The 21,766-nt window shown below is 50.0% G+C and carries 25 protein-coding genes; 16 read left to right on the top strand and 9 right to left on the bottom strand.

Annotation, left to right across the window (positions count from 1 at the left end):
* Positions 1-55 precede the first annotated feature (55 nt).
* A complete protein-coding gene (locus tag LVQ77_RS06210) occupies positions 56-421 on the top strand; it encodes an inner membrane protein YbjM (protein ID WP_232865045.1) in 366 nt (121 codons plus the stop codon).
* Positions 422-465: 44 nt separating this feature from the next.
* On the opposite strand, the gene LVQ77_RS06205 is transcribed toward LVQ77_RS06210, so the two are convergent.
* Positions 466-738 (bottom strand): GrxA family glutaredoxin, encoded by a 273-nt coding sequence (locus LVQ77_RS06205; RefSeq protein WP_034456459.1) that lies wholly within the window; start codon positions 736-738, stop codon positions 466-468.
* A gap of 136 nt (positions 739-874) precedes the next feature.
* On the opposite strand from LVQ77_RS06205, the gene LVQ77_RS06200 reads away from it, so the two are divergent.
* The 13 genes from LVQ77_RS06200 (at position 875) to rlmC (ending at position 13,304) form a co-directional block, all read left to right on the top strand.
* Positions 875-1,174, top strand: coding sequence for a YbjC family protein (locus tag LVQ77_RS06200; RefSeq protein WP_151992756.1), 300 nt, complete (start codon positions 875-877; stop codon positions 1,172-1,174).
* Positions 1,158-1,880 (top strand): oxygen-insensitive NADPH nitroreductase, encoded by a 723-nt coding sequence (gene nfsA, locus LVQ77_RS06195; RefSeq protein WP_232865044.1) that lies wholly within the window; start codon positions 1,158-1,160, stop codon positions 1,878-1,880. Before LVQ77_RS06200 ends, nfsA begins: the two co-directional genes overlap by 17 nt.
* Before the next feature lie 273 nt (positions 1,881-2,153).
* The gene (gene xapA, locus LVQ77_RS06190; RefSeq protein WP_232903976.1) at positions 2,154-2,981 is read left to right on the top strand and encodes a xanthosine phosphorylase; all 828 of its coding nucleotides are present in this window, start codon (positions 2,154-2,156) and stop codon (positions 2,979-2,981) included.
* Between the two features lie 43 nt (positions 2,982-3,024).
* A complete protein-coding gene (locus LVQ77_RS06185; RefSeq protein WP_232865149.1) occupies positions 3,025-4,281 on the top strand; it encodes a nucleoside permease in 1,257 nt (418 codons plus the stop codon).
* Between the two features lie 68 nt (positions 4,282-4,349).
* Entirely contained in the window at positions 4,350-5,267 is a 918-nt protein-coding gene (locus tag LVQ77_RS06180) for a LysR family transcriptional regulator (protein WP_232903975.1), read from the top strand.
* Positions 5,268-5,331: 64 nt separating this feature from the next.
* Entirely contained in the window at positions 5,332-6,234 is a 903-nt protein-coding gene (gene rimK / locus LVQ77_RS06175; RefSeq protein ID WP_232903974.1) for a 30S ribosomal protein S6--L-glutamate ligase, read from the top strand.
* Positions 6,235-6,340: 106 nt separating this feature from the next.
* Positions 6,341-6,826 carry a YbjN domain-containing protein gene (locus tag LVQ77_RS06170; protein WP_232865040.1) on the top strand — a complete coding sequence of 162 codons (486 nt, stop codon included), beginning with the start codon at positions 6,341-6,343 and terminating at the stop codon, positions 6,824-6,826.
* 381 nt (positions 6,827-7,207) lie between these two features.
* Complete coding sequence (gene potF, locus LVQ77_RS06165; RefSeq protein ID WP_232865039.1) at positions 7,208-8,332, top strand: spermidine/putrescine ABC transporter substrate-binding protein PotF; 1,125 nt, start codon at positions 7,208-7,210, stop codon at positions 8,330-8,332.
* A 273-nt stretch (positions 8,333-8,605) separates the two neighbouring features.
* Complete coding sequence (potG, locus tag LVQ77_RS06160; protein WP_232903973.1) at positions 8,606-9,739, top strand: putrescine ABC transporter ATP-binding subunit PotG; 1,134 nt, start codon at positions 8,606-8,608, stop codon at positions 9,737-9,739.
* Between the two features lie 9 nt (positions 9,740-9,748).
* Positions 9,749-10,702: a putrescine ABC transporter permease PotH gene (gene potH, locus LVQ77_RS06155; RefSeq protein WP_232865037.1), complete on the top strand. Its 954-nt coding sequence runs from the start codon at positions 9,749-9,751 to the stop codon at positions 10,700-10,702.
* Entirely contained in the window at positions 10,699-11,547 is an 849-nt protein-coding gene (gene potI, locus LVQ77_RS06150; RefSeq protein ID WP_151992749.1) for a putrescine ABC transporter permease PotI, read from the top strand. Before potH ends, potI begins: the two co-directional genes overlap by 4 nt.
* A 59-nt stretch (positions 11,548-11,606) precedes the next feature.
* Positions 11,607-12,125 (top strand): YbjO family protein, encoded by a 519-nt coding sequence (locus LVQ77_RS06145; protein ID WP_370639846.1) that lies wholly within the window; start codon positions 11,607-11,609, stop codon positions 12,123-12,125.
* A gap of 45 nt (positions 12,126-12,170) precedes the next feature.
* The gene (gene rlmC / locus LVQ77_RS06140; protein ID WP_232865036.1) at positions 12,171-13,304 is read left to right on the top strand and encodes a 23S rRNA (uracil(747)-C(5))-methyltransferase RlmC; all 1,134 of its coding nucleotides are present in this window, start codon (positions 12,171-12,173) and stop codon (positions 13,302-13,304) included.
* A 98-nt stretch (positions 13,305-13,402) separates the two neighbouring features.
* Here rlmC and artJ read toward each other — a convergent pair whose 3' ends face one another.
* The 6 genes from artJ to LVQ77_RS06110 form a co-directional block, all read right to left on the bottom strand.
* The gene (gene artJ, locus LVQ77_RS06135; RefSeq protein ID WP_154149610.1) at positions 13,403-14,134 is read right to left on the bottom strand and encodes an arginine ABC transporter substrate-binding protein ArtJ; all 732 of its coding nucleotides are present in this window, start codon (positions 14,132-14,134) and stop codon (positions 13,403-13,405) included.
* A gap of 164 nt (positions 14,135-14,298) precedes the next feature.
* Positions 14,299-14,967, bottom strand: a complete 669-nt coding sequence (gene artM, locus LVQ77_RS06130) for an arginine ABC transporter permease ArtM (RefSeq protein WP_232903972.1) — start codon at positions 14,965-14,967, stop codon at positions 14,299-14,301.
* Positions 14,967-15,683 carry an arginine ABC transporter permease ArtQ gene (artQ, locus tag LVQ77_RS06125; RefSeq protein WP_064517418.1) on the bottom strand — a complete coding sequence of 239 codons (717 nt, stop codon included), beginning with the start codon at positions 15,681-15,683 and terminating at the stop codon, positions 14,967-14,969. The genes artM and artQ overlap by 1 nt, the downstream gene beginning before the upstream one ends.
* Before the next feature lie 5 nt (positions 15,684-15,688).
* On the bottom strand, positions 15,689-16,420 hold the full coding sequence (gene artI / locus LVQ77_RS06120; RefSeq protein WP_064517421.1) for an arginine ABC transporter substrate-binding protein ArtI: 732 nt from the start codon (positions 16,418-16,420) through the stop codon (positions 15,689-15,691).
* A 19-nt stretch (positions 16,421-16,439) separates the two neighbouring features.
* Positions 16,440-17,168, bottom strand: coding sequence for an arginine ABC transporter ATP-binding protein ArtP (artP, locus tag LVQ77_RS06115; protein WP_064517680.1), 729 nt, complete (start codon positions 17,166-17,168; stop codon positions 16,440-16,442).
* A gap of 218 nt (positions 17,169-17,386) precedes the next feature.
* Complete coding sequence (locus tag LVQ77_RS06110; protein WP_151992742.1) at positions 17,387-17,914, bottom strand: lipoprotein; 528 nt, start codon at positions 17,912-17,914, stop codon at positions 17,387-17,389.
* A 108-nt stretch (positions 17,915-18,022) separates the two neighbouring features.
* On the opposite strand from LVQ77_RS06110, the gene LVQ77_RS06105 reads away from it, so the two are divergent.
* Together LVQ77_RS06105 and LVQ77_RS06100 are read left to right on the top strand one after the other, a co-directional pair.
* Positions 18,023-18,346 (top strand): heavy metal-binding domain-containing protein, encoded by a 324-nt coding sequence (locus LVQ77_RS06105; protein ID WP_034456425.1) that lies wholly within the window; start codon positions 18,023-18,025, stop codon positions 18,344-18,346.
* Positions 18,343-19,188 (top strand): N-acetylmuramoyl-L-alanine amidase, encoded by an 846-nt coding sequence (locus tag LVQ77_RS06100; RefSeq protein ID WP_232903971.1) that lies wholly within the window; start codon positions 18,343-18,345, stop codon positions 19,186-19,188. The genes LVQ77_RS06105 and LVQ77_RS06100 overlap by 4 nt, the downstream gene beginning before the upstream one ends.
* Before the next feature lie 30 nt (positions 19,189-19,218).
* Here LVQ77_RS06100 and LVQ77_RS06095 read toward each other — a convergent pair whose 3' ends face one another.
* Both LVQ77_RS06095 and LVQ77_RS06090 read right to left on the bottom strand, forming a co-directional pair.
* The gene (locus LVQ77_RS06095; protein ID WP_232865147.1) at positions 19,219-20,226 is read right to left on the bottom strand and encodes a 3-beta-hydroxysteroid dehydrogenase; all 1,008 of its coding nucleotides are present in this window, start codon (positions 20,224-20,226) and stop codon (positions 19,219-19,221) included.
* Between the two features lie 91 nt (positions 20,227-20,317).
* Entirely contained in the window at positions 20,318-21,766 is a 1,449-nt protein-coding gene (locus LVQ77_RS06090; protein ID WP_232903970.1) for an SDR family oxidoreductase, read from the bottom strand.

Genomic DNA, 21,766 nt, shown 5'->3' with positions numbered 1-21,766 from the left:
TGCAGAGCCGTAAATTTAAGTTCGATACAAGCGATCGTCAGGAGGATGTGTGTTCATGCGTGGACAACGTTGGTTCGGAGTCATTTGTTGCTTCGTGTTGTTTGTTGGTGTGTTTTTGTCTCAAAAGTTGAGTGCCGCCAGCAGCTACCCGGGTGATAAACATTCTGAGTGGGGATTGCTGTTTTTTATCCTTCCGGGTGTTATCGCTAGCGTGTTTTCACGCCATGGCCGAGTGATCAAACCGCTGATGGGCGCAGTACTGGCTTCACCGTTTTGTCTGTTAATCATTCACTTTTGGCTGTCGCCAACGCGAACGTTCTGGCAAGAAATGGCCTGGATGTTTAGTGCGGTGTTTTGGTGTGCTCTTGGAGCATTGTGCTACTTGTTTCTCCGTAGCGTGCTCCGCCGTCAGCGGCGATAAAAAAACCGGCTCAGTGAGCCGGTTTTTTTCTTTCTGTCTGCTGCTTATTCTGCGTTCTGGAACAAACTCAGGTGTTCTTTAGCGTAAGCTTCAAAATCAGTGCAACCGCCAATGTGTTTCTGGTCGAGGAAAATCTGCGGTACAGTTTCAACAGGTTTGCCTACGGTTTTTTCCAGATCGGCTTTGCTGATACCTTCCGCATGGATATCAACATAACGGAAGTTGAAGTCGTCACGCTCAGCGGTCAATTTCTCAGCCAACTCTTTAGCACGAACACAATATGGGCAGCCTGGGCGACCAAAGATTACTGCAAACATGGAATCTCCTTTATTTTTTGTGGCCGATACGTACCGGCGAATGGCAACTATAATGCCGCTAACTGTTGCGAATGGAAAGAAGGTGTTACCTGTTAATATAATACTCGCTACCTATACAGTCTGTGGAGACAAGCGGATGCGTTCACTCGGTGCGTTACCGAAACCTGTGTTAATCCTCGAGGTTATCGGTATCGCTTTTTTACTGCTGTCATATCTTTCCCTGAACGGTTACGTGACTTTATCCGCACCCTTTGGGAATGCCACAGCGGCTATCATCATGGTATTTTTAGGCATTGCGCTGATGCTCCCGGCGGCAGCATTTATGGTTTGGGCGATGGCTCAAAACGTTGCGCCGCTGCTGACCAAAGGCCAGGCCCCACTCGATAAATCTCATTCAGACAAGCCAAAGGATAAACACGATGACGCCGACCATTGATCTGCTGCGTTCACACCGTTCCGTGCGCCGTTTCACCGATGCGCCGATAACAGATGAACAGCGTGCAGCAATTATTGCCAGTGCCCAGGCGGCCTCCAGTTCCAGTTTTTTACAATGTACTTCGATTATTCGCATCACCGACAAATCCCTTCGTGAGCAACTTGTTCAGCTTACTGGCGGCCAAAAGCATGTCGCACAAGCCGCAGAGTTTTGGGTTTTTTGCGCCGACTTTAACCGCCATCTGCAAATCTGCCCGGAAGCTCAACTTGGGCTTGCGGAACAACTTTTACTCGGCGCGGTTGATACTGCGATTTTGGCTCAAAACGCCTTTACTGCGGCAGAGTCGCTGGGGTTGGGTGGCGTTTACATCGGTGGGCTGCGCAATAACATCGAAGCGGTAACGGAATTGCTGAACATCCCAAAACATGTTTTACCGCTGTTTGGTTTATGTCTGGGCTGGCCTGATGAAGATCACGGTATCAAACCGCGCATTCCAGCCGCGATGATCATGCATGAAAACAGCTATCAGCCGGTTGATGAAAACGTGCTGGCGGAATACGACGAAGAGATGGCGCAGTACTATCTTTCCCGTGATAGCAACGCGCGACGCGACACCTGGAGCGACCATATTCGCCGCACCATCATTAAAGAGAACCGTCCATTTATTCTGGAGTATCTGCACAAACAAGGCTGGGCGACTCGATAAACTGACTCGTCATACTTCAAGTTGCAGGGGTGTTGGCTGCACTCACAAACCCCAGTCACTTACTTTAGTAAGCTCCTGGGGATTTGCTCCCTTGCCGCCTACCTGTAACTCGAATTATTTAGAGTCTTCCTCAATATGGCACTCGCCACAGCCAATCAATACATTTTCGCTATCAATCACCCGCCCAAACGGTATTGGTTTTGCACCATTGTCAGTCGGTATAACTGAGTTAACGCTAACTCTGATTATTCGTCACATGACATGGAGCACCCGATGCCGACTCTTGACAACTCCCCGTACTACGCCGCAGATATTATCCGTTCCCGCATTAATGGCCTGGTGCCACGCGTGGCTTTCATCCTGGGTTCCGGCCTGGGTGAATTGGCTGAGAAAATCGAACAGGCCGTTGTTTTCCCTTATGACGAACTGCCTGGTTTCCCGGTAAGCACCGTTCATGGCCACGCGGGTGAACTGGTGGTCGGCACGCTTGCTGGTGTTCCCGTCGCCTGCATGAAGGGACGCGGTCACTTCTACGAAGGGCGCGGCATGTCGGTGATGACTAACGCGATTCGTACGTTCAAATTACTCGGTTGCGAAATTCTGTTCTCAACTAACGCCGCAGGCTCATTACGCCCGGAAGTCGGCCCTGGTAGCCTGGTTGCGTTGAACGACCATATTAATACCATGCCTGGCACGCCAACCGTCGGCCCGAACGATGACCGTTTTGGCGAGCGTTTCTTCTCCCTGGCGAACGCCTATGACGCGGATTACCGTGGCGTTTTACAGCAGGTCGCAAAAGAGCAGGGCTTCCCGCTAACTGAGGGCGTATTTGTTTCTTACCCTGGCCCGAATTTTGAAACCGCGGCTGAAATTCGCATGATGCAAATCATCGGTGGTGATGTGGTAGGTATGTCAGTGGTGCCTGAGGTGATCAGCGCGCGCCATTGTGGCCTGAAAGTTGTCGCAGTTTCGGCAATTACTAACCTCGCAGAAGGTCTTGGCAGTGTGCAGCTCTCCCACGCGCAAACCCTGGCGGCGGCAGCACTTCCGCGCCAGAACTTTATTAATCTGATTTGCGGTTTCCTGGGCAAACTCGCCTGAGGCACTTCCAACACACTAGGTAAAACACATGGCGATTAACGGTATGGCGATTCAACCTCGCTTGAAAATCATGTTGTTTTTGCAGTATTTCATCTGGGGGGCCTGGCTGGTCACGCTGGGTTCGTACATGATTAATACCCTCGGATTCCGAGGGGCAGATGTCGGTATGGTGTATAGCACTAAGGGAATTGCTGCGCTGTTAATGCCGGGAATCGTTGGGATTATTGCCGATAAATGGCTGCCGGCGAATCGCGTCTACGCGCTCTGCCACCTGGTGTGTGCGGCAATGCTGGCCTGGGCTGCCAGCATTAATCAGCCGGGCCTGATGTTTTGGGTGATGCTGGGTAATGCGATGGCATTTATGCCCACAATTGCACTATCGAATACTATTTCTTATGCTAGCCTCGAAAAAGCAGGGCTGGATACTGTCAGCCATTTCCCACCGATCCGCGTCTTTGGCACTATTGGGTTTATTGCTGCAATGTGGACCGTGAGTCTGATGCGCTTTGAACTCAGCAATCTTCAGCTTTATATTGCAGCTGGAGCGTCATTAGCGCTGGCCCTCTACTCACTAACTTTGCCAACTATACCAGTGGTGAAAGGTGGGATTTCTCGTACTTGGGTAAGCCGTCTGGGGCTTGATGCTTTTGTATTGTTCAAGAACCCGCGCATGGCTGTTTTCTTCTTATTTGCCATGTTGTTAGGCGCGGTGTTGCAGATTACCAATACTTTTGGCAACCCATTCCTGCACGATTTTGCGCGTAATCCTGAATTTGCTGATAGCTTCGTGGTTCAGTATCCATCGATTTTGCTATCGGTTTCGCAAATGTCGGAAGTGGCCTTTATCCTCACCATCCCATTCTTCCTGCGCCGTTTTGGTATCAAGCAGGTGATGTTGATGAGTATGGTGGCCTGGGTGCTGCGCTTTGCACTCTTTGCCTGGGGCGATCCGTCTGCATTTGGCTTCGTTTTACTGTTGCTTTCGATGGTGGTTTACGGCTGCGCATTTGATTTCTTCAATATCTCTGGTTCTGTGTTTGTAGAACAAGAAGTGGACTCGCGCATACGTGCCAGTGCTCAGGGGTTGTTTATGACGATGGTCAACGGAATTGGTGCCTATCTCGGTGCGATTCTCAGCGGATATGTCGTGGACTACTTCAGCGTTGATGGCGCCAAAGACTGGACCACAATCTGGTTGGTGTTTGCCGGATATGCGTTAGTACTGGCGGTTATCTTCCACTTTAGTTTCCAGTATCGCCACAACCCAACACTTAAGGCTTCGGCTCCGGTCGCACATTAACAGTCGGCCGGATTACAGCGAGCAGCAGGAGTGCTAACGTATGGGGCTGCCAGAACATAGGGAGCCCCATGACTATTTCACAGCGAACATACCGTACAGACTTAAAACTTCTGCGCTATTTCCAGGCAGTGGCGGAAGAGTTGCACTTTGGCAAAGCGGCCTTGCGGCTAAACATGTCCCAGCCACCACTGAGTTTCCATATCAAAGAGCTTGAGTCTCAACTCGGTACCGTTTTGTTTATTCGCCATTCACGCAGCGTTGCGCTGACGTACGCCGGTGAAATTTTGCTTGAAGAGACCCGTCGATTGCTCGACAGCGCAAACCTTGCATTGGCCCGGGTAGAACAAATTGGTCGTGGTGAAGGCGGGCGCATTCATTTGGGAATTGTTGGTACGGCGATTTGGGGTGGATTACGTCTTGGGTTACAACAGTTTATCGCTGATTTTCCGGCCATTGATATTCTGTTTCGCGAGAAGTCGCCGGGAGATCAAATCTCCTTGATTGAGCGTCACGAAATTGACGCCGGTATCTGGCGCATGGAAACCAATCCTCCTCCGGGTCTACGAAGTGAAAAACTACATGACGCTACGTTCCTTGTTGCTTTGCCAGAAAAACATCCGCTGACGAAACAGGCTGCTATTGATATTGAGTCACTGCGCCATGAACCATTTGTCACTATGACTGCGGTGCATTCTGACTGGACGTTTTTGCAAAGTGTCTGTCGCGAAGCGGGTTTTTCGCCTCGTATTGTCAGAGAAGCAGTTGAGCCGCAGACCGTACTGGCGCTGGTCAGCATCGGTATAGGGTTGACTATTATGGCCGATAGTTACGCCCAGATGAGTTGGCCGGGTGTCACCTTCCGTCCGCTGACAAAAGCGATCCCGGCAGATCTTTATGTGGTGTACGATCCGCATCATTTGGCATCTACAACGCGTCATTTAATCGACGTGTTAAAGCAGTCGCCAGACACATTGCCCGTTCGTTGAAACCAGATGGCAGTGATATGATAGTTGCGCTGTCATTATTGGACTGGAAACGCTGAGGTGCAGGGTGAAAATCGCCATTTTATCCCGGGATGGAACACTTTATTCTTGTAAACGCCTACGTGAAGCGGCGTCACGCCGTGGTCATGCAGTCGAAATTATCGATCCCCTTTCTTGTTACATGAACATCAATCCGTCTGCACCATCAGTGCACTATAAAGGCCGTCAGCTTCCTCATTATGATGCGGTAATTCCACGTATTGGCTCCGCGATCACTTTCTACGGCACGGCGGTGTTGCGTCAGTTTGAGATGTTAGGTAGTTACCCGCTCAACGAATCGGTTGCCATTACGCGCGCGCGGGACAAGTTGCGATCGTTGCAGTTGATGGCGCGTCAGGGGATTGACCTGCCGGTCACAGGCTTTGCTCATTCTCCAGATGACACCAGCGATTTAATTGACATGGTAGGCGGTGCGCCACTGGTGGTGAAACTGGTGGAAGGCACCCAGGGAATTGGCGTGGTGTTAGCCGAAACGCGCCAGGCGGCGGAAAGTGTAATAGATGCGTTTCGCGGTCTGAATGCCCATATTCTGGTGCAAGAATATATAAAAGAAGCACAGGGCAGGGATATTCGTTGCCTGGTAGTGGGTAATAAAGTCGTTGCCGCAATTGAACGTCAGGCAAAACCGGGGGATTTCCGCTCCAATTTGCACCGCGGCGGGGTGGCGAATCAGGTCTCCATTACAGATCGTGAGCGAGAAATCGCCTTACATGCGGCGGCGACCCTGGGTCTGGATGTCGCAGGGGTGGATATCTTACGTGCTGAACGTGGCCCATTGGTGATGGAGGTTAACGCGTCACCTGGTCTTGAAGGTATTGAAAAGACAAGTGGAGTCGATATCGCGACATTAATGATCCAATGGATTGAGCAGCAGGCTCAGCCAGGTTTTTGCCTGAAAATTGGCGGCTAGACAGGGGTATCAATGCTATTGGGCGCATAATAATAGTATGGGGCGTCGTTTTTGCGTAAGCTATGGCGCGACTCAATCACTCCCTTTTAAAGAGGCTACGGCAAATATGGATTCACTCGTTGTCCCTACTCTGGACATCTTACGCCGCTGGCTGGACGAAATCGGTGTGACCATCTTCGAGTGCGATACATGCCAGGCGCTCCATCTGCCGCATATGCAGAATTTCGATGGTGTCTATGATGCGAAAATCGATCTAGTCGACGATATCGTCTTGTTTTCAGCGTTGGCTGAAGTAAAGCCATCTGCTCTGTTGCCACTGGCATCTGATTTGTCTTCTATTAATGCCAGTTCGTTAACCGTGAAAGCGTTCCTGGATATCCAGGACGACAATTTACCTAAGCTGGTCGTTTGCCAGTCGCTACAAGCGTCCGTCGGAATTACCCGCGAACAGTTTGCTGCCTTTGTAAAACAGAGCGAAGAGCAAATATCAATGGTGATTCTGGAAGCCTGCGCAAACCAACTGCTCTTTATCTCTGATGCAGATGAAGAACAAGAAGACGGCACAGTTATTCAAACTCACTTTCTACATTAATCGTTTCATTCTTAACCGCAGCGGCTACCATAACCGCTGCGTTCCGCGATTTTTTATTCTGCCTTAATAACATCCCTCCAGCATTATCCTCGCCAATACCGCCAGTTTTGGGCCACAGCATAGACGTTTTATTCATAAAAAATTGATAAAGGGCACTTTTTTACTTGGGCTATAGTCACTAACTCTGGCTACAGTTATTCTTGCGGGACGCTACAAGCGTGCAACATCTGCAGCAAGGCGTCTGTACTTTTTTTACTGCAGTTTGCATAGAGATGCATGATTCTTGCATGTGCCAAAAGCGAGAAGAAAATGCGTAAAAGTATGATTGAGTAAATTATGCTCGCGAAAGCGGGAATTAGACTTTTTCAGAAGGAATCACATATGTTTACCCAACGTAAAAAATTGTTATCCGGTGTGGTGGCAGGTGCGCTGATGACAGCGCTAATGGCTGTTTCTGCTACCACATTTGCTGCGGAACAAAAGACGCTGCACGTTTATAACTGGTCTGATTATATTGCGCCGGATACGCTGGCAAACTTCACCAAAGAAACTGGCATTAAAGTGGTGTATGACGTTTTCGACTCCAACGAAGTGTTGGAAGGGAAGTTGATGGCGGGCAGCACTGGCTATGATCTTGTGGTGCCATCTTCTCAGTTCCTTGAGCGTCAGGCTCAGGCCGGTATTTTCCAGCCTCTTGATAAAAGCAAACTGCCGAATTACAAAAACCTCGATCCGGAAATGCTCAAGCTGGTGGCCCATAACGACCACGACAATAAATACGGCATTCCGTACATGATGGTGACGACCGGTATCGGTTACAACGTCGAAAAGGTGAAAGCGGCATTGGGCAAAGACGCGCCGGTTGATAGCTGGGATCTTATCCTGAAACCAGAAAATCTTGAGAAGCTGAAAAGCTGTGGTGTTTCCTTCCTTGATGCACCAAGCGAAGTTTACGCGTCGGTCCTGCATTACCTTGGCAAAGATCCAAACAGTACCGATCCGAAAGATTACACCGGAGCTGCGAACGATCTGCTGCTGAAACTGCGCCCGTCTATTCGTTATTTCCATTCATCTCAATATATCAATGACCTGGCTAACGGCGACATCTGTGTAGCGATCGGCTGGTCCGGCGATATTCTCCAGGCAGCAAACCGCGCCAAAGAAGCAAAAAATGGCGTGAATATTGCTTATACCATTCCTAAAGAAGGGGCGATGGTGTACTTCGATATGTTCGCAATGACCGCTGATGCGAAAAATAAAGACGAAGCGTATCAGTTCCTTAACTATTTGATGCGACCGGATGTGGTAGCGAATATCAGTAATCATGTTTATTACGCTAATGCGAACAAAGAGTCGACGCCGCTGTTAAACGCTGAAATTCGCGATAACCCGGGAATTTATCCACCGGCAGATGTGCGTGCCAAGCTGTTCACTCAGGGCGTGCAGTCTCCAAAAGTTGACCGTGTTATTACCAGAGCCTGGACTAAAGTTAAAACAGGCAAATAATACCCGTCATACTTCAAGCCGCAGATGCGTTGACTGCACCCGTGCGCCCCAGTCACATAGTTATCTATGCTCCTGGGGACTTACGGCCTGGTCGCCTTCCTGCAACTCGAATTATTTTGGGTATAAGTGTTATCTAATTAGATTTGCAACGCAGCGGTGCACCGAAACAGTGCATGTGCTCCAACACGGACAGAAGTGTTAAAACTTCTGTCCGTTATTAGTACGGCAACCGGGTCGTACCTCTATTTTGTTTTTTGCCGGAGAGCAACATAATTGAACGACGCAACCCCTCGTCCGCACGCGAAAACTCGCAAAGCGCTCACCCCGCTGCTTGAAGTTCGCAACCTCACAAAGTCCTTCGACGGGCAACACGCCGTTGATGATGTGAATCTCACCATTTATAAAGGCGAAATTTTTGCGCTGCTCGGCCCATCCGGCTGTGGTAAATCCACATTGTTACGCATGCTGGCGGGCTTTGAGCAACCCAGCGCTGGCCAGATTGTGCTTGATGGCGTGGACTTGTCGCATGTGCCTCCGTATCAGCGTCCGATCAATATGATGTTCCAGTCCTACGCACTTTTTCCGCACATGACGGTCGAGCAGAACATTGCGTTTGGTCTCAAGCAGGACAAGTTACCGAAGAATGAAATAGCTCAACGCGTGCAAGAAATGCTAACGCTTGTGCATATGCAGGAGTATGCCAAACGTAAACCGCATCAGCTGTCTGGAGGGCAGCGCCAGCGTGTCGCTCTGGCGCGTAGCCTGGCGAAACGGCCAAAATTATTGCTGCTTGATGAGCCAATGGGGGCGCTGGATAAAAAACTGCGTGACCGTATGCAACTCGAAGTGGTGGACATTCTCGAGCGAGTCGGCGCGACCTGCGTCATGGTGACGCACGATCAGGAAGAAGCGATGACCATGGCGGGGCGTATTGCCATCATGAATCGCGGCAAGTTCGAGCAAATCGGTGAGCCTGAAGAAGTCTACGAATATCCGGCGACACGCTATAGCGCTGAATTCATCGGCTCTGTGAACGTCTTTGAAGGGCTGCTAAAAGAGCGCCAGGATGATGGTCTGGTGATTGATAGTCCAGGACTTGTTCATCCGTTAAAAGTTGACCCTGATATTTCCGTTGTCGACGGTGTTCCGGTGTATGTGGCGTTACGCCCAGAAAAAGTGATGCTTTGCGACGAGCCGCCGGCTGACGGTTTCAACTTCGCGGTCGGTGAAGTGGTACACATTGCTTATCTTGGCGATCTGTCGATTTATCATGTGCGCCTGAAAAGCGGCCAGATGATCAGTGCTCAGTTGCAAAATGAACATCGCAATCGCAAAGGGATGCCAACTTGGGGCGATGAAGTTCGTCTTTGTTGGGATGCTGAAAGTTGTGTGGTTCTTACGGTTTAAGGGGGCGAAATGAGCACGATGACTGAACGCCCGGCCGAGCCACCGGCAAGCGGTTTCAAATTGTGGCTTGGGAAAATGCAAATGCGTCATGGCCGCAAGCTGGTGATTGCATTGCCTTATTTGTGGCTGATTTTGCTGTTTATGCTGCCGTTCTTGATTGTCTTCAAGATCAGTTTTGCAGAAATTGCGCGATCCATTCCACCTTATACCGATCTGGTGACCTGGGCTGACGATCAGATTTCACTGGCGTTAAACCTGGCCAACTATCTCCAGTTAACCGACGATCCGCTTTATGCCGAAGCCTATTTGCAATCGCTGCAAGTGGCGGGGATTTCCACTATTTGCTGTTTGTTAATGGGTTATCCATTGGCATGGGCGGTGGCCCACAGTAAGCCATCAACCCGCAATATCCTGTTGCTGCTGGTTATTTTACCTTCATGGACGTCGTTCTTGATCCGCGTTTACGCGTGGATGGGGATTCTGAAAAATAACGGTGTACTGAACAATGTGCTGATGTGGTTGGGCGTTATCGATCAACCGTTAGTGATTCTGCATACCAATCTGGCGGTCTATATCGGTATCGTTTATGCCTACTTACCATTTATGGTGTTGCCGATTTATACCGCGCTGACACGACTCGATTATTCGTTAGTTGAAGCCTCCTTGGATCTGGGCGCACGTCCTTTGAAAACGTTCTTCAGCGTCATCGTGCCACTGACTAAAGGCGGCATTATTGCCGGTTCTATGTTGGTCTTTATCCCGGCGGTAGGTGAGTTTGTTATCCCGGAACTGCTCGGAGGGCCAGATAGCATCATGATTGGTCGCGTATTGTGGCAGGAGTTCTTTAATAACCGCGACTGGCCGGTGGCGTCAGCGGTGGCAATAACAATGCTTATCTTACTGATTGTGCCGATTATGTGGTTCCACAAATACCAGAATAGAACGGCGGGGGACCATGCATGAATAATTTACCGGTAGTGCGTTCACCGTGGCGCATTTTGATTTTGGTGATTGGCTTCACTTTCCTCTATGCACCTATGTTAATGCTGGTGATCTACTCGTTTAACAGCTCGAAACTGGTGACGGTATGGGCAGGATGGTCAACGCGCTGGTATGTTGAGTTGTTCCAGGACTCAGCAATGATGAGCGCCGTTGGGCTTAGTTTGACCATAGCGGCGGCTGCGGCCACGGCGGCGGTGATTCTCGGAACAATTGCGGCAGTGGTAATGGTACGTTTTGGTAAATTCCGTGGCTCGACGGGGTTCGCTTTCATGCTCACGGCACCGTTGGTAATGCCTGACGTCATCACCGGTCTTTCATTGCTACTTTTGTTTGTGGCATTGGGACACGCGATTGGTTGGCCAAGCGATCGTGGCATGCTAACCATCTGGCTTGCACATGTGACCTTCTGTACGGCGTATGTTTCGGTGGTGATAAGCTCACGTTTAAGGGAGCTGGACCACTCTATCGAAGAAGCTGCGATGGATTTAGGGGCGACACCGCTGAAGGTTTTCTTTGTGATAACCGTTCCGATGATCGCTCCAGCGATTATCTCTGGTTGGTTGTTGGCGTTCACTCTATCCCTAGATGACCTGGTTATTGCCAGTTTTGTTTCTGGGCCGGGGGCAACAACGTTGCCGATGCTGGTATTCTCAAGCGTAAGAATGGGGGTGAATCCTGAAATTAACGCATTGGCGTCTATAATTTTGGGAGTCGTCGGGGTTATCGGTTTAATAGCCTGGTGGTTTATGGCTCGAGCAGAAAAGCAACGTCTGCGCGATATCCAGCGTGCAAGGCGTACAGCTTAAATAATTCGGGTTGCAGGCAGCACCCTTGCAACTTAAAATCTGCAGCGATAATTCCCATAGTGCCGCGCAAGACGCGGCACTATGTCGTATGGAACACGAGGTTTGCGGAAATTTTCAGGAAACGAAGTCAAACACAAGCCAAATTGAACGCTCCCACTTTAGTGCTGGTGGCGGCAATTGCTATTCTTTCAACGCGAGTCCTCGATCTTATGTTGCTTTTCAACATGCTCGGGGTTCGTGGCGTTATTGATTTTGTTCACCGCAGTGTGCAAACGTGGAACTTGACGCTGATTTTTCTCGGCAGCCTGGTGATGCTGTGTATCGAATTACGTTGTGCCTTTGTCATTATGAAAGGGCGTAATTGGGGACGCTGGGTATTTCTTGCCACGCAGGTCATTGCAGTTGCATATCTGTGGTCGGCGTCGCTTGGTTGGGGTTACCCTGAGCTATTCAGTATCCCTGGTGAATCAAAGCGTGAAATATTCCGGTCGTTGATGACGCAAAAACTTCCCGACCTGTTAGTGCTATTTCTGCTGTTTATCCCCACGCGGAGCCGGCTTTTTTTTAAACTTCAATAACCGCGTAGTGCTACAATCTGTGCCCCCGGTTTTCAGGATTTAATTATGCATTGCGCGCTCTATCAGGCAAATCGCTGCCGCTCTTGTCAGTGGATTGAACAGCCGATTTCCGAACAGCTCACCGCCAAAATGAACGAACTTCAGCACCTGCTGGAGGGTATTGCGGTGCATGACTGGCGTGAGCCGATGAGTGGCCCTGAACAGGCATTTCGCAATAAAGCCAAAATGGTGGTCAGCGGCAGCGTAGAAAAACCATTATTGGGAATGTTGCATCGCGATGGAACACCGGAAGATTTAACCGAGTGCCCGCTTTATCCTGCCTCATTCCAGACTGTATTTGCCGTACTGAAGCCTTTTATCGCCCGTGCTGGCTTGACGCCTTATAACGTGTCGCGCAAACGTGGTGAGTTGAAATACCTGTTGCTGACTGAAAGCCAGAAAGATGGTGGCATGATGCTGCGCTTTGTTCTGCGCTCTGAAGCCAAACTGGAACAGCTGCGAGCGGCATTGCCGTGGTTACAACAACAGTTGCCACAGTTAAGAGTAATTTCTGCCAATATTCAGCCGGTACATATGGCGATTATGGAAGGCGAACTGGAAATTCCATTGACCGAACAACAGGCGCTGGAAGAACAGTTTAATGGTGTGCCGTTGTATATCCGCCCGCAAAGTTTCTTCCAGACTAACCCAACGGTTGCCACATCGCTGTATGCGACTGCGCGTGGATGGGTTCGCGAATTGCCAGTCAAACACATGTGGGATTTGTTCTGTGGAGTAGGCGGGTTTGGCCTGCATTGCGCGACACCCAATATGAAATTGACCGGGATTGAGATTGCCCCAGAAGCCATTGCCTGTGCACGTCAGTCGGCTGAAAAACTCGGTTTAACCGATATTCATTTTCAGGCGCTGGACTCCACGAAATTTGCGACTGAGCAACAGGATGTGCCTGACCTGGTATTAGTGAATCCGCCAAGACGTGGTATTGGACAGGCGTTGTGCTACTTCCTTAATAACATGGCCCCGAAATACATTATCTATTCAAGTTGTAATGCGCAGACCATGGCGCGAGATATTTCTTCATTGGCGGAATATCGGGTCGAGCGCGTGCAGTTATTCGATATGTTCCCGCATACGGCACATTACGAAGTATTGGTGCTGCTGGTGAGAGTGGCAAATTAACGTGGTGGATGTCGCTGTTAGCTAATCCACCCTTTAAAGCACCTGGCTTTGAGTCGTTCGGATTAGCCTAAGCGACATCCGATGTAAGTCATTGCTCTTTACTGCGGGAACCACTGATCGCTAATCTTTTTGTAAGTCCCGTCAGCTTTAATCGCCGCCAGCGCGGTATTCAGTTTGGTCAACAGAACCTGGTTGTCAGGACGCACTGCAATACCCAAACCTGTGCCAAAGTATTCTGCATCAGTAACATGCTCGCCAACTGTGCCTAATTGCGGGTTTGTTTTCAGCCATTCGTTTACCACTGCCGTGTCACCAAATACCCCATCAATACGGCCATTTTTCAGGTCAATAATCGCATTCTGGTAGCTATCGTAAGAGACGGTTTTAATTTCCGGATGTTTGTCCTGGAGATATTTTTGGTGCGTGGTCCCATTTTCCATACCAATACGTTTGCCTTTCAGCTCTTCAAAGGATTTGAATGCACCTTTTTTGGCAATGACGACGGCTGAGTTAGCATAATACGGCGTGGTGAAAGAAACTTGTTTGCTACGCTCAGGCGTAATATCCATGCCGGAGATCACAGCATCGTATTTACGGAATTTTAGCGACGGAATCAAGCTGTCAAATGCATGGTTAGTGAAGGTGCATTCTGCCTGCATTTGTTTGCATAAAGCTTTAGCCAAATCGATATCGAAACCGACAATCTGATTGTTGGCATCAAGTGATTCAAATGGCGGATAAGTGGCCGAAGAACCAAAGTTGATTTTGTCTGCTGCAGCCACGTTGAATGCGGCTGTAGCGAACATTGCGGCCAAAATAAACTTCTTCATGTGTGTTGCTCCTGTCTGTCATGTTTTGTTGTATTCACCGTTTCCCGGCGTCAAAAAATCATGCCAGCATATGAATTTATATGCAAATAAAATGTATAATTATATTTCTACAGGCGTAAAAAAGGCGGGAAAGTTCCCGCCGTTTTAAGATGATGAATGGACGTTTAGTTACGTCGTTCAAATGCCAGTGCACGGCGTTCTATCACACGCATCAACAACGTTAATAGCCCGTTCACCACCAGATAAACCAGGCCCGCAGCCCCGAACACCATCACATCGTAAGTGCGACCATATAGCAGTTGCCCGTGGCCCATCACTTCCATCAGCGTAATGGTGTACGCCAGTGAGGTACTTTTAAACACCAGAACCACTTCATTCGAATAAGAAGAAAGTGCGCGTTTAAATGCATAAGGAAGCAAAATGGCGAGCGTATCTTTCTTACTCATCCCTAATGCACCGCATGACTGCCACTGGCCTTCAGGAATGGCACGGATTGCTCCGTAAAATAGCTGAGTAGTGTATGCCGCACTGTTTAACGACAGCGCAATCAACGCACACAGCCATGGCTCAGAAAGCAGGTGCCACAAAACCGGGTAGTTTTGAATTGACGGGAACTGACCCGGGCCGTAGTAAATCAGGAAGATTTGCACCAGCAAAGGCGTGCCGGTAAAGAGAGTGATATAGGCACGCACAACGTAAACCAGTACCGGTGTTTTCAGCGTCAGAACGATGGTGAAAAGCAGCGATAAAATCAGCGCGACCACAATGGATGCCGCGGTGAGTGTCAGGCTGGTATGCAGGCCTTTAAACAGCTCCGGTAAATACTCAAGCATCAGCCGGGTCTCCGTTCAAAACGCGTCGCTCTCAGGTCAATACGTTTGAGTACATACTGGCTGATGAGGGTGATCACGAGGTAGATCGCGGCGGCAACCACATACCAGGTAAACGGCTCCTGAGTACGAGTGGCGATACTCTTGGTCTGTAGCATCAAATCGTTAACGCTAATCAGCGATACCAACGCGGTATCTTTGAGCAATACCAACCACTGATTACCTAAACCCGGCAGCGCATGGCGCCACATTTGCGGCATCACCAGGCGGAAGAAAATGGCCGCCTTCGACATGCCTAATGCCTGGCCAGATTCCCATTGCCCAACTGGCACGGCTTTAAGTGCGCCACGCAAAGTTTGTGAGGCGTAAGCCGAGTAGAGCAGGGAAAGGGCAATGACGCCGCACAGGAACGGGCTGACATCGAAATTCTCAATCTGCAATTGGATAGGAATTTGCGCAAAACCGAGGTTGAGGACAAAACCATCTGAGAGAATCAGCAATAACTGGGAGGAGCCGAAATAAATAAACAGCACCACCAGGATTTCAGGCAGACCGCGCAGCACTGTAACCAAAGCTGAACCCAGCCAGGCTATCGGACGCCATTTCGCAGACTCCCATACGGCAAAAATCATCGCCAGAGCCAGGCCGATGATTAGCGCACAAACGGCAAGGCCGACGGTCATCCCGGCGGCGCTCGCTAAAGGAAACATTTCGTTCATTCAGATTACTTCTGGAACCATTTTTCGTAGATGGTCTGGTATGTACCATCTTTCTTCACTTTTTCCAGCGCGGTGTTGAACTTCGCCTGCAAATCAGTGTTGCCCTGACGAACAGCGATGCCCAGACCGGTACCGAAGTAACCTTTGTCTGTCACTTTGTCGCCAATAGCGGCCAGTTTAGGTTCTGCTTTCAGCCACTCAGTCACCACAGCTGTATCACCAAATACCGCATCGATACGACCATTCTGTAGGTCCAGCTTAGCGTTCTGGTAGCTATCGTAAGGAACCACTGTGATTTCTGGATGTTTATCCATGATAAATTTCTGGTGCGTAGTACCGTTCTGCACGCCAACTTTCTTACCTTTAAGGGCAGCGATATCAGCAACTTTGCCTTTCTGACCGACAAACAGAGCTGAGTTGTCGTAGTAAGGGTTGCTGAACAGAACTTGTTTTTCACGCTCAGGCGTGATGTCCATACCCGCCATAATTGCGTCGATACGACGGAATTTCAGGCTTGGGATCAGGCTATCAAAAGACTGGTTGGAGAATGTGCAAGTTGCATCAATCTCTTTACACAGCGCATTAGCCAAATCGACATCAAAACCAACGATCTTGTTGCTGGCATCCATAGATTCAAACGGAGGGTAAGAAGCTTCCGTTGCGAAACGAATAGTTTGTGCAGCCGTCGCGGAAAGGCTCAGGCTGGCTAATAATGTGGCAAGCAGAACTTTTTTCATGGTTATTTTCCCGGATACATCAGTGTGACAGATAGAATTTAAACGCTTCGGTCTGTGGTTTTGCGAAGCAACTCGCATCACCTTGTTCGACGATGTGGCCATTTTCCATATACACCACGCGACTTGCGGTTTTACGCGCAACTTCCACTTCGTGGGTAACAATGACCTGAGTGATGTTGGTTTCAGCCAACTCACGAATAATGCTGACGATTTGTGCGGTGATTTCCGGGTCCAGTGCTGCGGTCGGTTCATCAAACAGCAGAATCTGTGGTTCCATCATCAATGCTCGTGCAATCGCGACACGCTGCTGCTGACCACCAGAAAGGTGGAGCGGGAAACGGTCCTGATAAGGTTTCAGGCGTAAACGCTCAAGCAGTTTGTCGGCACGAAGGCGTGCTTCATCTTTGCTGATACCCAGGACACGACAAGGCGCTTCCATCAGGTTTTGCAGCACAGTGAGATGAGGCCAAAGATTATATTGCTGGAACACCATGCCAACGTTGCGACGTAATTCACGAATGGCTTTATCGCCAGGCGCTTTTGCAAAGTCAAAATGGTTGTCTGCAATGGTGAGTTGCCCAGATCGCGGCATCTCAAGCAAATTGAGTACGCGCAGAAGCGAGCTTTTACCTGCGCCACTTGGACCAAGCAGCACCAGCGTTTCGCCCTGTGGGCAACTAAGGGTGATATCGAACAGCGCCTGATGAGCGCCATAAAAACAATTAATGCCGTTTAGTTGAATACTCATGCGCATAAGTTGAATAGCAATTGAAGCCGCAAAGGGTACCTTTAACAGAATAGTTATGCAATCTTTGTGCGTTAAAACCTAAAAATAACTACTGCCATGCATTAAAGGTAGCACAATATAGCGAGGCGGGAGGGAGGCAAGAATAAATGTCGGAGTTATGCAAAAATTCCAGACTATTTACAAGGGTTACCTTTCCCGCCTGATGGTGAATGTAAATATTAGTTTGTTTCTATCGCCTGACGCAGGCTACCTGAAGGCGCATGGCTGTTCTCGCCTAAGTAACGCACGTCATCCACTGCCCAACATTGGCCCTCACGAATCATCAGCACTTCGTCTTGCCAGCTTTGACTGCCTTTCGTGAGTTTTACACGCAGCGGAATATTGCGTGCATCGGTATTAAGAATGGTTGATGCGGAGGCAACTTCGGCACTGTCTGCGCCGTCGGCATTGCTGGTGAACATATTGCTTCGCATAAACTCGTTCTGCGCGTTCGGTGAAGTGCTGGCTTTTTGCATTTGTTGTGCCAACGCGTCACTCATATAAGGACGTAAGCCGGTAATCGCGCTGCTGCCCTGCGTTTTATGGTTAATTTGGTAATCGTAAAACTGTTGCGCCACGCTATCCGGGCCACCATCAATACAAGGGCCGCTGCGGGTGCCAATGTCTTTAAAAGCGGGAGTGACGCTGGTGGTACAGGCCGTGAGTAACATCGCGCACGGAAGAAGAACCAAAACTGAGCTGCGCATTTTTATTTCCTTATCTTCTCAGGAGGACTAACTTAGCATAGCGTATCGCTGTCAAAATGCGTGGCGGCTTTATGCGCTAAGATGTTGATACAAAGAGAGGAGAAGCTTATGCAATTTACAACAACCCCTACGCTTGAAGGGCAGAGCATCACGGAATATTGTGGCGTGGTGACTGGGGAAGCGATTCTGGGTGCCAATATTTTCCGTGATTTTTTTGCTGGCGTGCGCGATATCGTCGGTGGCCGTTCCGGTGCTTACGAAAAAGAGCTACGCAAAGCGCGTGAGATAGCGTTTAGAGAATTGCAGGAGCAGGCAGAAAGCCTGGGAGCTAACGCCGTGGTGGGTATTGATATCGACTACGAAACGGTGGGCAAAGATGGCAGCATGTTGATGGTGAGTGTCACTGGCACCGCGGTGAAAACGCGTCGATGAAAGGTTGCTTAGCCGCATTTTTAATCGCGATTTTGCTCGCGGGGTGTTCCAGCAAGCCTGAAGTTGCTGAAAAAACCGTTGTCGATAAAGGCGATTATATAGTCGACACCAGCCACACCGCGAGGAATGCCTATCCACGTGTAAAAGTGTTGGTTATTCACTACACCGCCGATGATTTTGCCGGTTCGCTAACCACTTTAACTGAACAAAATGTTAGTTCTCACTATTTGATTCCCGATACACCGCCGACATCTGGCGGCAAACCGGTCATCTGGCAATTAGTGCCTGAAAGTGAATTAGCGTGGCATGCAGGTGTGAGCTTCTGGCGCGGCGCTACGCGCATTAATGACACTTCGATTGGTATTGAGCTGGAGAATAAAGGTTTTACGCGCCAGGGCCGTGTAAAGCAGTTTTATCCGTTCAACCCAGCGCAGATCTCGGCGCTGGAGAGATTGGCGAAAGTGATTATCGCTCGTTATCAAATCCAACCGCAAAACGTGGTCGCACATGCGGATATTGCCCCGCAGCGTAAAGTTGATCCTGGCCCACTCTTCCCGTGGCAGCAACTGGCACAGCAGGGTGTAGGTGCCTGGCCGGATGCAAACAGAGTGGCCTTTTACCTGAATGGCCGTGGACCATACCAGCCTGTGGATAAGCGAGGTTTGCTCGATTTGCTATCGCGTTATGGTTATCAGGTGACGCCTGAAATGTCGTCGGAACAGCAAAAAAGAGTAATTCAGGCTTTCCAGATGCACTTCCGGCCAAAAGAATATTCCGGCCTGCCGGATGCGCAAACTGAATCCATTGCACAAGCGTTGCTCGAGAAATATGGCCAGGGTTAGACCCTGGCTTTGACTTGAAGGATAACGGGGTTAGCGGTGCAGCGTACCGTGGTCACGCAGCCAAAGCGCGGTACGACGAATACCCTCATCAAGGGTGATAATCGGTTTATAGCCTAATTCGGTCTCAGCTCGAGTCGTATCCAGCGTTAAATCAAAATTCAGCTTCGACACACCATAGTGAGTCAGCACCGGTTCTTTTGCTGATTTGCTACCCAGACGCTCCATGCTGCGGGCAATCACATCCAGCATAGGGTAGGGAACAGAACGAATCCGGCATTTAATTTCTAACTCATCAATCAATTTCTGCACGATAACGCGTAGCGGGCGAGCTTCCATATTCGTGATGTTGTACGCCCGGCCTGACGGCTGCGTTTCACACTGTGTGGCAAGCCACATCGCATGCACCGCATTTTCGATATAAGTCATATCCACCATCGCCTCACCTCCGCGTGGCAACAGCACGCTGCCATAGTGGCGCATCATCTGCACCAGACGTGGGAAAAAGACTTTATCATGCGGGCCAAATAAGCTTTGCGGGCGCAGAATCGTGAAACGTGTATGTGGATTTGACTGCGCTAACAGTTGAATCACTTCTTCGCTAGCGGCTTTGCTGCGAGCAAATTCGTTAGCAAAACGCACCGGCCGAAACTCTTCGCTGATATTGCGATGGTGATGGTAATCAAAATAGAGCGACGGCGAGGAAATATGCACGAAGTTGCGCACCCCCCAGGCAACGGCCCATTCACCTAAACGGCGAGTGGCGCGGACGTTGGCGAGATCGAATGCTTCCTGTGTTCCCCACGGAGAGGTAAAGCTTGAGCAATGCCAAAGCGTATCGACATCGGCCAGCATCAATTTGGCCTGTGAAGAAACCAGATCGGTCAGGTCTGCATGAACAAACTCTGCACCCATTTTTTCCAGCAGTTTGCCCATGGCCTCATTACGACCAGTTGCCCGAACGCTGATGCCTTTTGCGCGAAGAAATTCGACCGCGTTTCGGCCTAAACCGCTGGTGGCGCCCGTTACCAGTACCTTCATGTCGACCAACTCATGATAATTGAGATTTACGCTGCGCATTTTTCCGTGAAATGGCAGCGCTTGCAATGGGGAAAGCTAAAGATTAGGACTCTTAACGGACTTTATGTGCAGATTGTTCGGAAAGCTGGCAAATCCTTCGGGCCATACCGCGGAAAATAAACAAATGCGCGGGGATCATCACCAGCCAATAGAACAAACCTGCTGTTCCATGTGGATGCCACCAGGCCCGCACATCAAGCGTTCGATGCTGCCCGCGATCGCGCAAAGTGAAAGAAAGTCGTCCAAGCCCAGGCGCTTTCATGCCAAACAGTAGTGTCAGCTCTTTTTCGGGTTCGACAATAATCACTTTCCAGCTATCGACCTGGTCGCCAACCTGCAGCATTTCCCGCGCCGGGCGGCCTTTCGCCAGCCTGTGACCCACCAGCAAATCCATATATCCGCGCGTTTGCCAGAGAATGTTGCCGAAGAAATAACCCTCTTTCCCGCCAATCTGATTCACCACTTGCCATAAATCAGCCAACTCTGCGGAGGTCGTTAACGTACAACCGGCCTGTTTGGGGAAGAAACCATATTCCGGGCGCCAGCGTGCATAGGCCTGCGCGTCATAACCCCAGTCCTGCGAGTTTGCCAGTTTGTGCTCATCTTCAAGCGTTAGGCGAACGGCGTCGTCAAAAGTTAACAGCTGTTGGGGGATCAGGGCGTGTAATTCGCGATCGTCTGCCAGAAGATCGTGCTTCAAGCCCTGGATCAGCGCTTTGGCAATCGTCGGCGGCACAGAGGTGATCATGTTGAGGAACCACACCGAGATCCAACTCGTCGGCAGCGGAATCGGAATCAGCGGGCGCTTTTTACCGCTTATCGCCATAAACCGCTCGAACTGCTGCTGATAGCTCAGCACTTCGGGCCCGGCGGCTTCAAAAACACGGTTTTCTGATGAAGGGTGATTAAGCAGTTCGACTAAATAATGCAGCAGATTTTTCAGCGCGATAGGCGTAGTACGCGAACGCACCCAGCGCGGTGGCGTGAGCACGGGCAGGTTATAAACCATGTCGCGCATGACTTCGAAGGCGGCAGAACCTGCGCCAACAATAATGCCAGCCCGAACTTCAGTTACCGGAACTCCAGCATCACGCAGGATATCGGCGGTGAGCTGGCGAGCGCGCAGGTGTGCGGAATCACCGTCACCTTCGGCAGCTTGCAGTGAGCTCAGAAAGATAAGCTGTTTTACCGGATGTTCTCGTAGTGCATCACGCAAATTGAGCGCAGTCTGGCGTTCATGGGCAACAAAATCAGCGCCGTCGCCCATGCTATGTACCAGGTAGTAAAGGGTATCGATGTTTTCCAGCAGTGCGGGAAGCGTTCCCGGCCACTGTAAATCGACATGGCGACAAACGACCCCCGGCCAGGGTTGTTTCTCCAGCCACTCGACACGTCTTGCCGCAGCAGTAACATGATGCCCGGCAGCGGCAAGCTTTGGCACCAGATGCTGGCCTATATAGCCGCTAGCACCGAGCACCAGAATGTTTTGTGGCTGTGTCAT

The sequence above is a fragment of the Buttiauxella cochleicola genome (genome assembly GCF_021282435.1).
GTDB lineage: Bacteria > Pseudomonadota > Gammaproteobacteria > Enterobacterales > Enterobacteriaceae > Buttiauxella > Buttiauxella massiliensis.
This window is presented reverse-complemented; position numbering and strand designations above follow the sequence as displayed.

Excerpts from the sequence above, each read along its gene's own strand:
- LVQ77_RS06210 (WP_232865045.1), top strand. The coding sequence starts at position 56 with ATGCGTGGACAACGTTGGTTCGGAGTCATTTGTTGCTTCGTGTTGTTT.
- LVQ77_RS06205 (WP_034456459.1), bottom strand. The coding sequence starts at position 738 with ATGTTTGCAGTAATCTTTGGTCGCCCAGGCTGCCCATATTGTGTTCGT.
- LVQ77_RS06200 (WP_151992756.1), top strand. The coding sequence starts at position 875 with ATGCGTTCACTCGGTGCGTTACCGAAACCTGTGTTAATCCTCGAGGTT.
- nfsA (WP_232865044.1), top strand. The coding sequence starts at position 1,158 with ATGACGCCGACCATTGATCTGCTGCGTTCACACCGTTCCGTGCGCCGT.
- xapA (WP_232903976.1), top strand. The coding sequence starts at position 2,154 with ATGCCGACTCTTGACAACTCCCCGTACTACGCCGCAGATATTATCCGT.
- LVQ77_RS06185 (WP_232865149.1), top strand. The coding sequence starts at position 3,025 with ATGGCGATTCAACCTCGCTTGAAAATCATGTTGTTTTTGCAGTATTTC.
- LVQ77_RS06180 (WP_232903975.1), top strand. The coding sequence starts at position 4,350 with ATGACTATTTCACAGCGAACATACCGTACAGACTTAAAACTTCTGCGC.
- LVQ77_RS06170 (WP_232865040.1), top strand. The coding sequence starts at position 6,341 with ATGGATTCACTCGTTGTCCCTACTCTGGACATCTTACGCCGCTGGCTG.
- potF (WP_232865039.1), top strand. The coding sequence starts at position 7,208 with ATGTTTACCCAACGTAAAAAATTGTTATCCGGTGTGGTGGCAGGTGCG.
- potH (WP_232865037.1), top strand. The coding sequence starts at position 9,749 with ATGAGCACGATGACTGAACGCCCGGCCGAGCCACCGGCAAGCGGTTTC.
- potI (WP_151992749.1), top strand. The coding sequence starts at position 10,699 with ATGAATAATTTACCGGTAGTGCGTTCACCGTGGCGCATTTTGATTTTG.
- rlmC (WP_232865036.1), top strand. The coding sequence starts at position 12,171 with ATGCATTGCGCGCTCTATCAGGCAAATCGCTGCCGCTCTTGTCAGTGG.
- artJ (WP_154149610.1), bottom strand. The coding sequence starts at position 14,134 with ATGAAGAAGTTTATTTTGGCCGCAATGTTCGCTACAGCCGCATTCAAC.
- artM (WP_232903972.1), bottom strand. The coding sequence starts at position 14,967 with ATGCTTGAGTATTTACCGGAGCTGTTTAAAGGCCTGCATACCAGCCTG.
- artQ (WP_064517418.1), bottom strand. The coding sequence starts at position 15,683 with ATGAACGAAATGTTTCCTTTAGCGAGCGCCGCCGGGATGACCGTCGGC.
- artI (WP_064517421.1), bottom strand. The coding sequence starts at position 16,420 with ATGAAAAAAGTTCTGCTTGCCACATTATTAGCCAGCCTGAGCCTTTCC.
- artP (WP_064517680.1), bottom strand. The coding sequence starts at position 17,168 with ATGAGTATTCAACTAAACGGCATTAATTGTTTTTATGGCGCTCATCAG.
- LVQ77_RS06110 (WP_151992742.1), bottom strand. The coding sequence starts at position 17,914 with ATGCGCAGCTCAGTTTTGGTTCTTCTTCCGTGCGCGATGTTACTCACG.
- LVQ77_RS06105 (WP_034456425.1), top strand. The coding sequence starts at position 18,023 with ATGCAATTTACAACAACCCCTACGCTTGAAGGGCAGAGCATCACGGAA.
- LVQ77_RS06100 (WP_232903971.1), top strand. The coding sequence starts at position 18,343 with ATGAAAGGTTGCTTAGCCGCATTTTTAATCGCGATTTTGCTCGCGGGG.
- LVQ77_RS06095 (WP_232865147.1), bottom strand. The coding sequence starts at position 20,226 with ATGAAGGTACTGGTAACGGGCGCCACCAGCGGTTTAGGCCGAAACGCG.
- LVQ77_RS06090 (WP_232903970.1), bottom strand. The coding sequence starts at position 21,766 with ATGACACAGCCACAAAACATTCTGGTGCTCGGTGCTAGCGGCTATATA.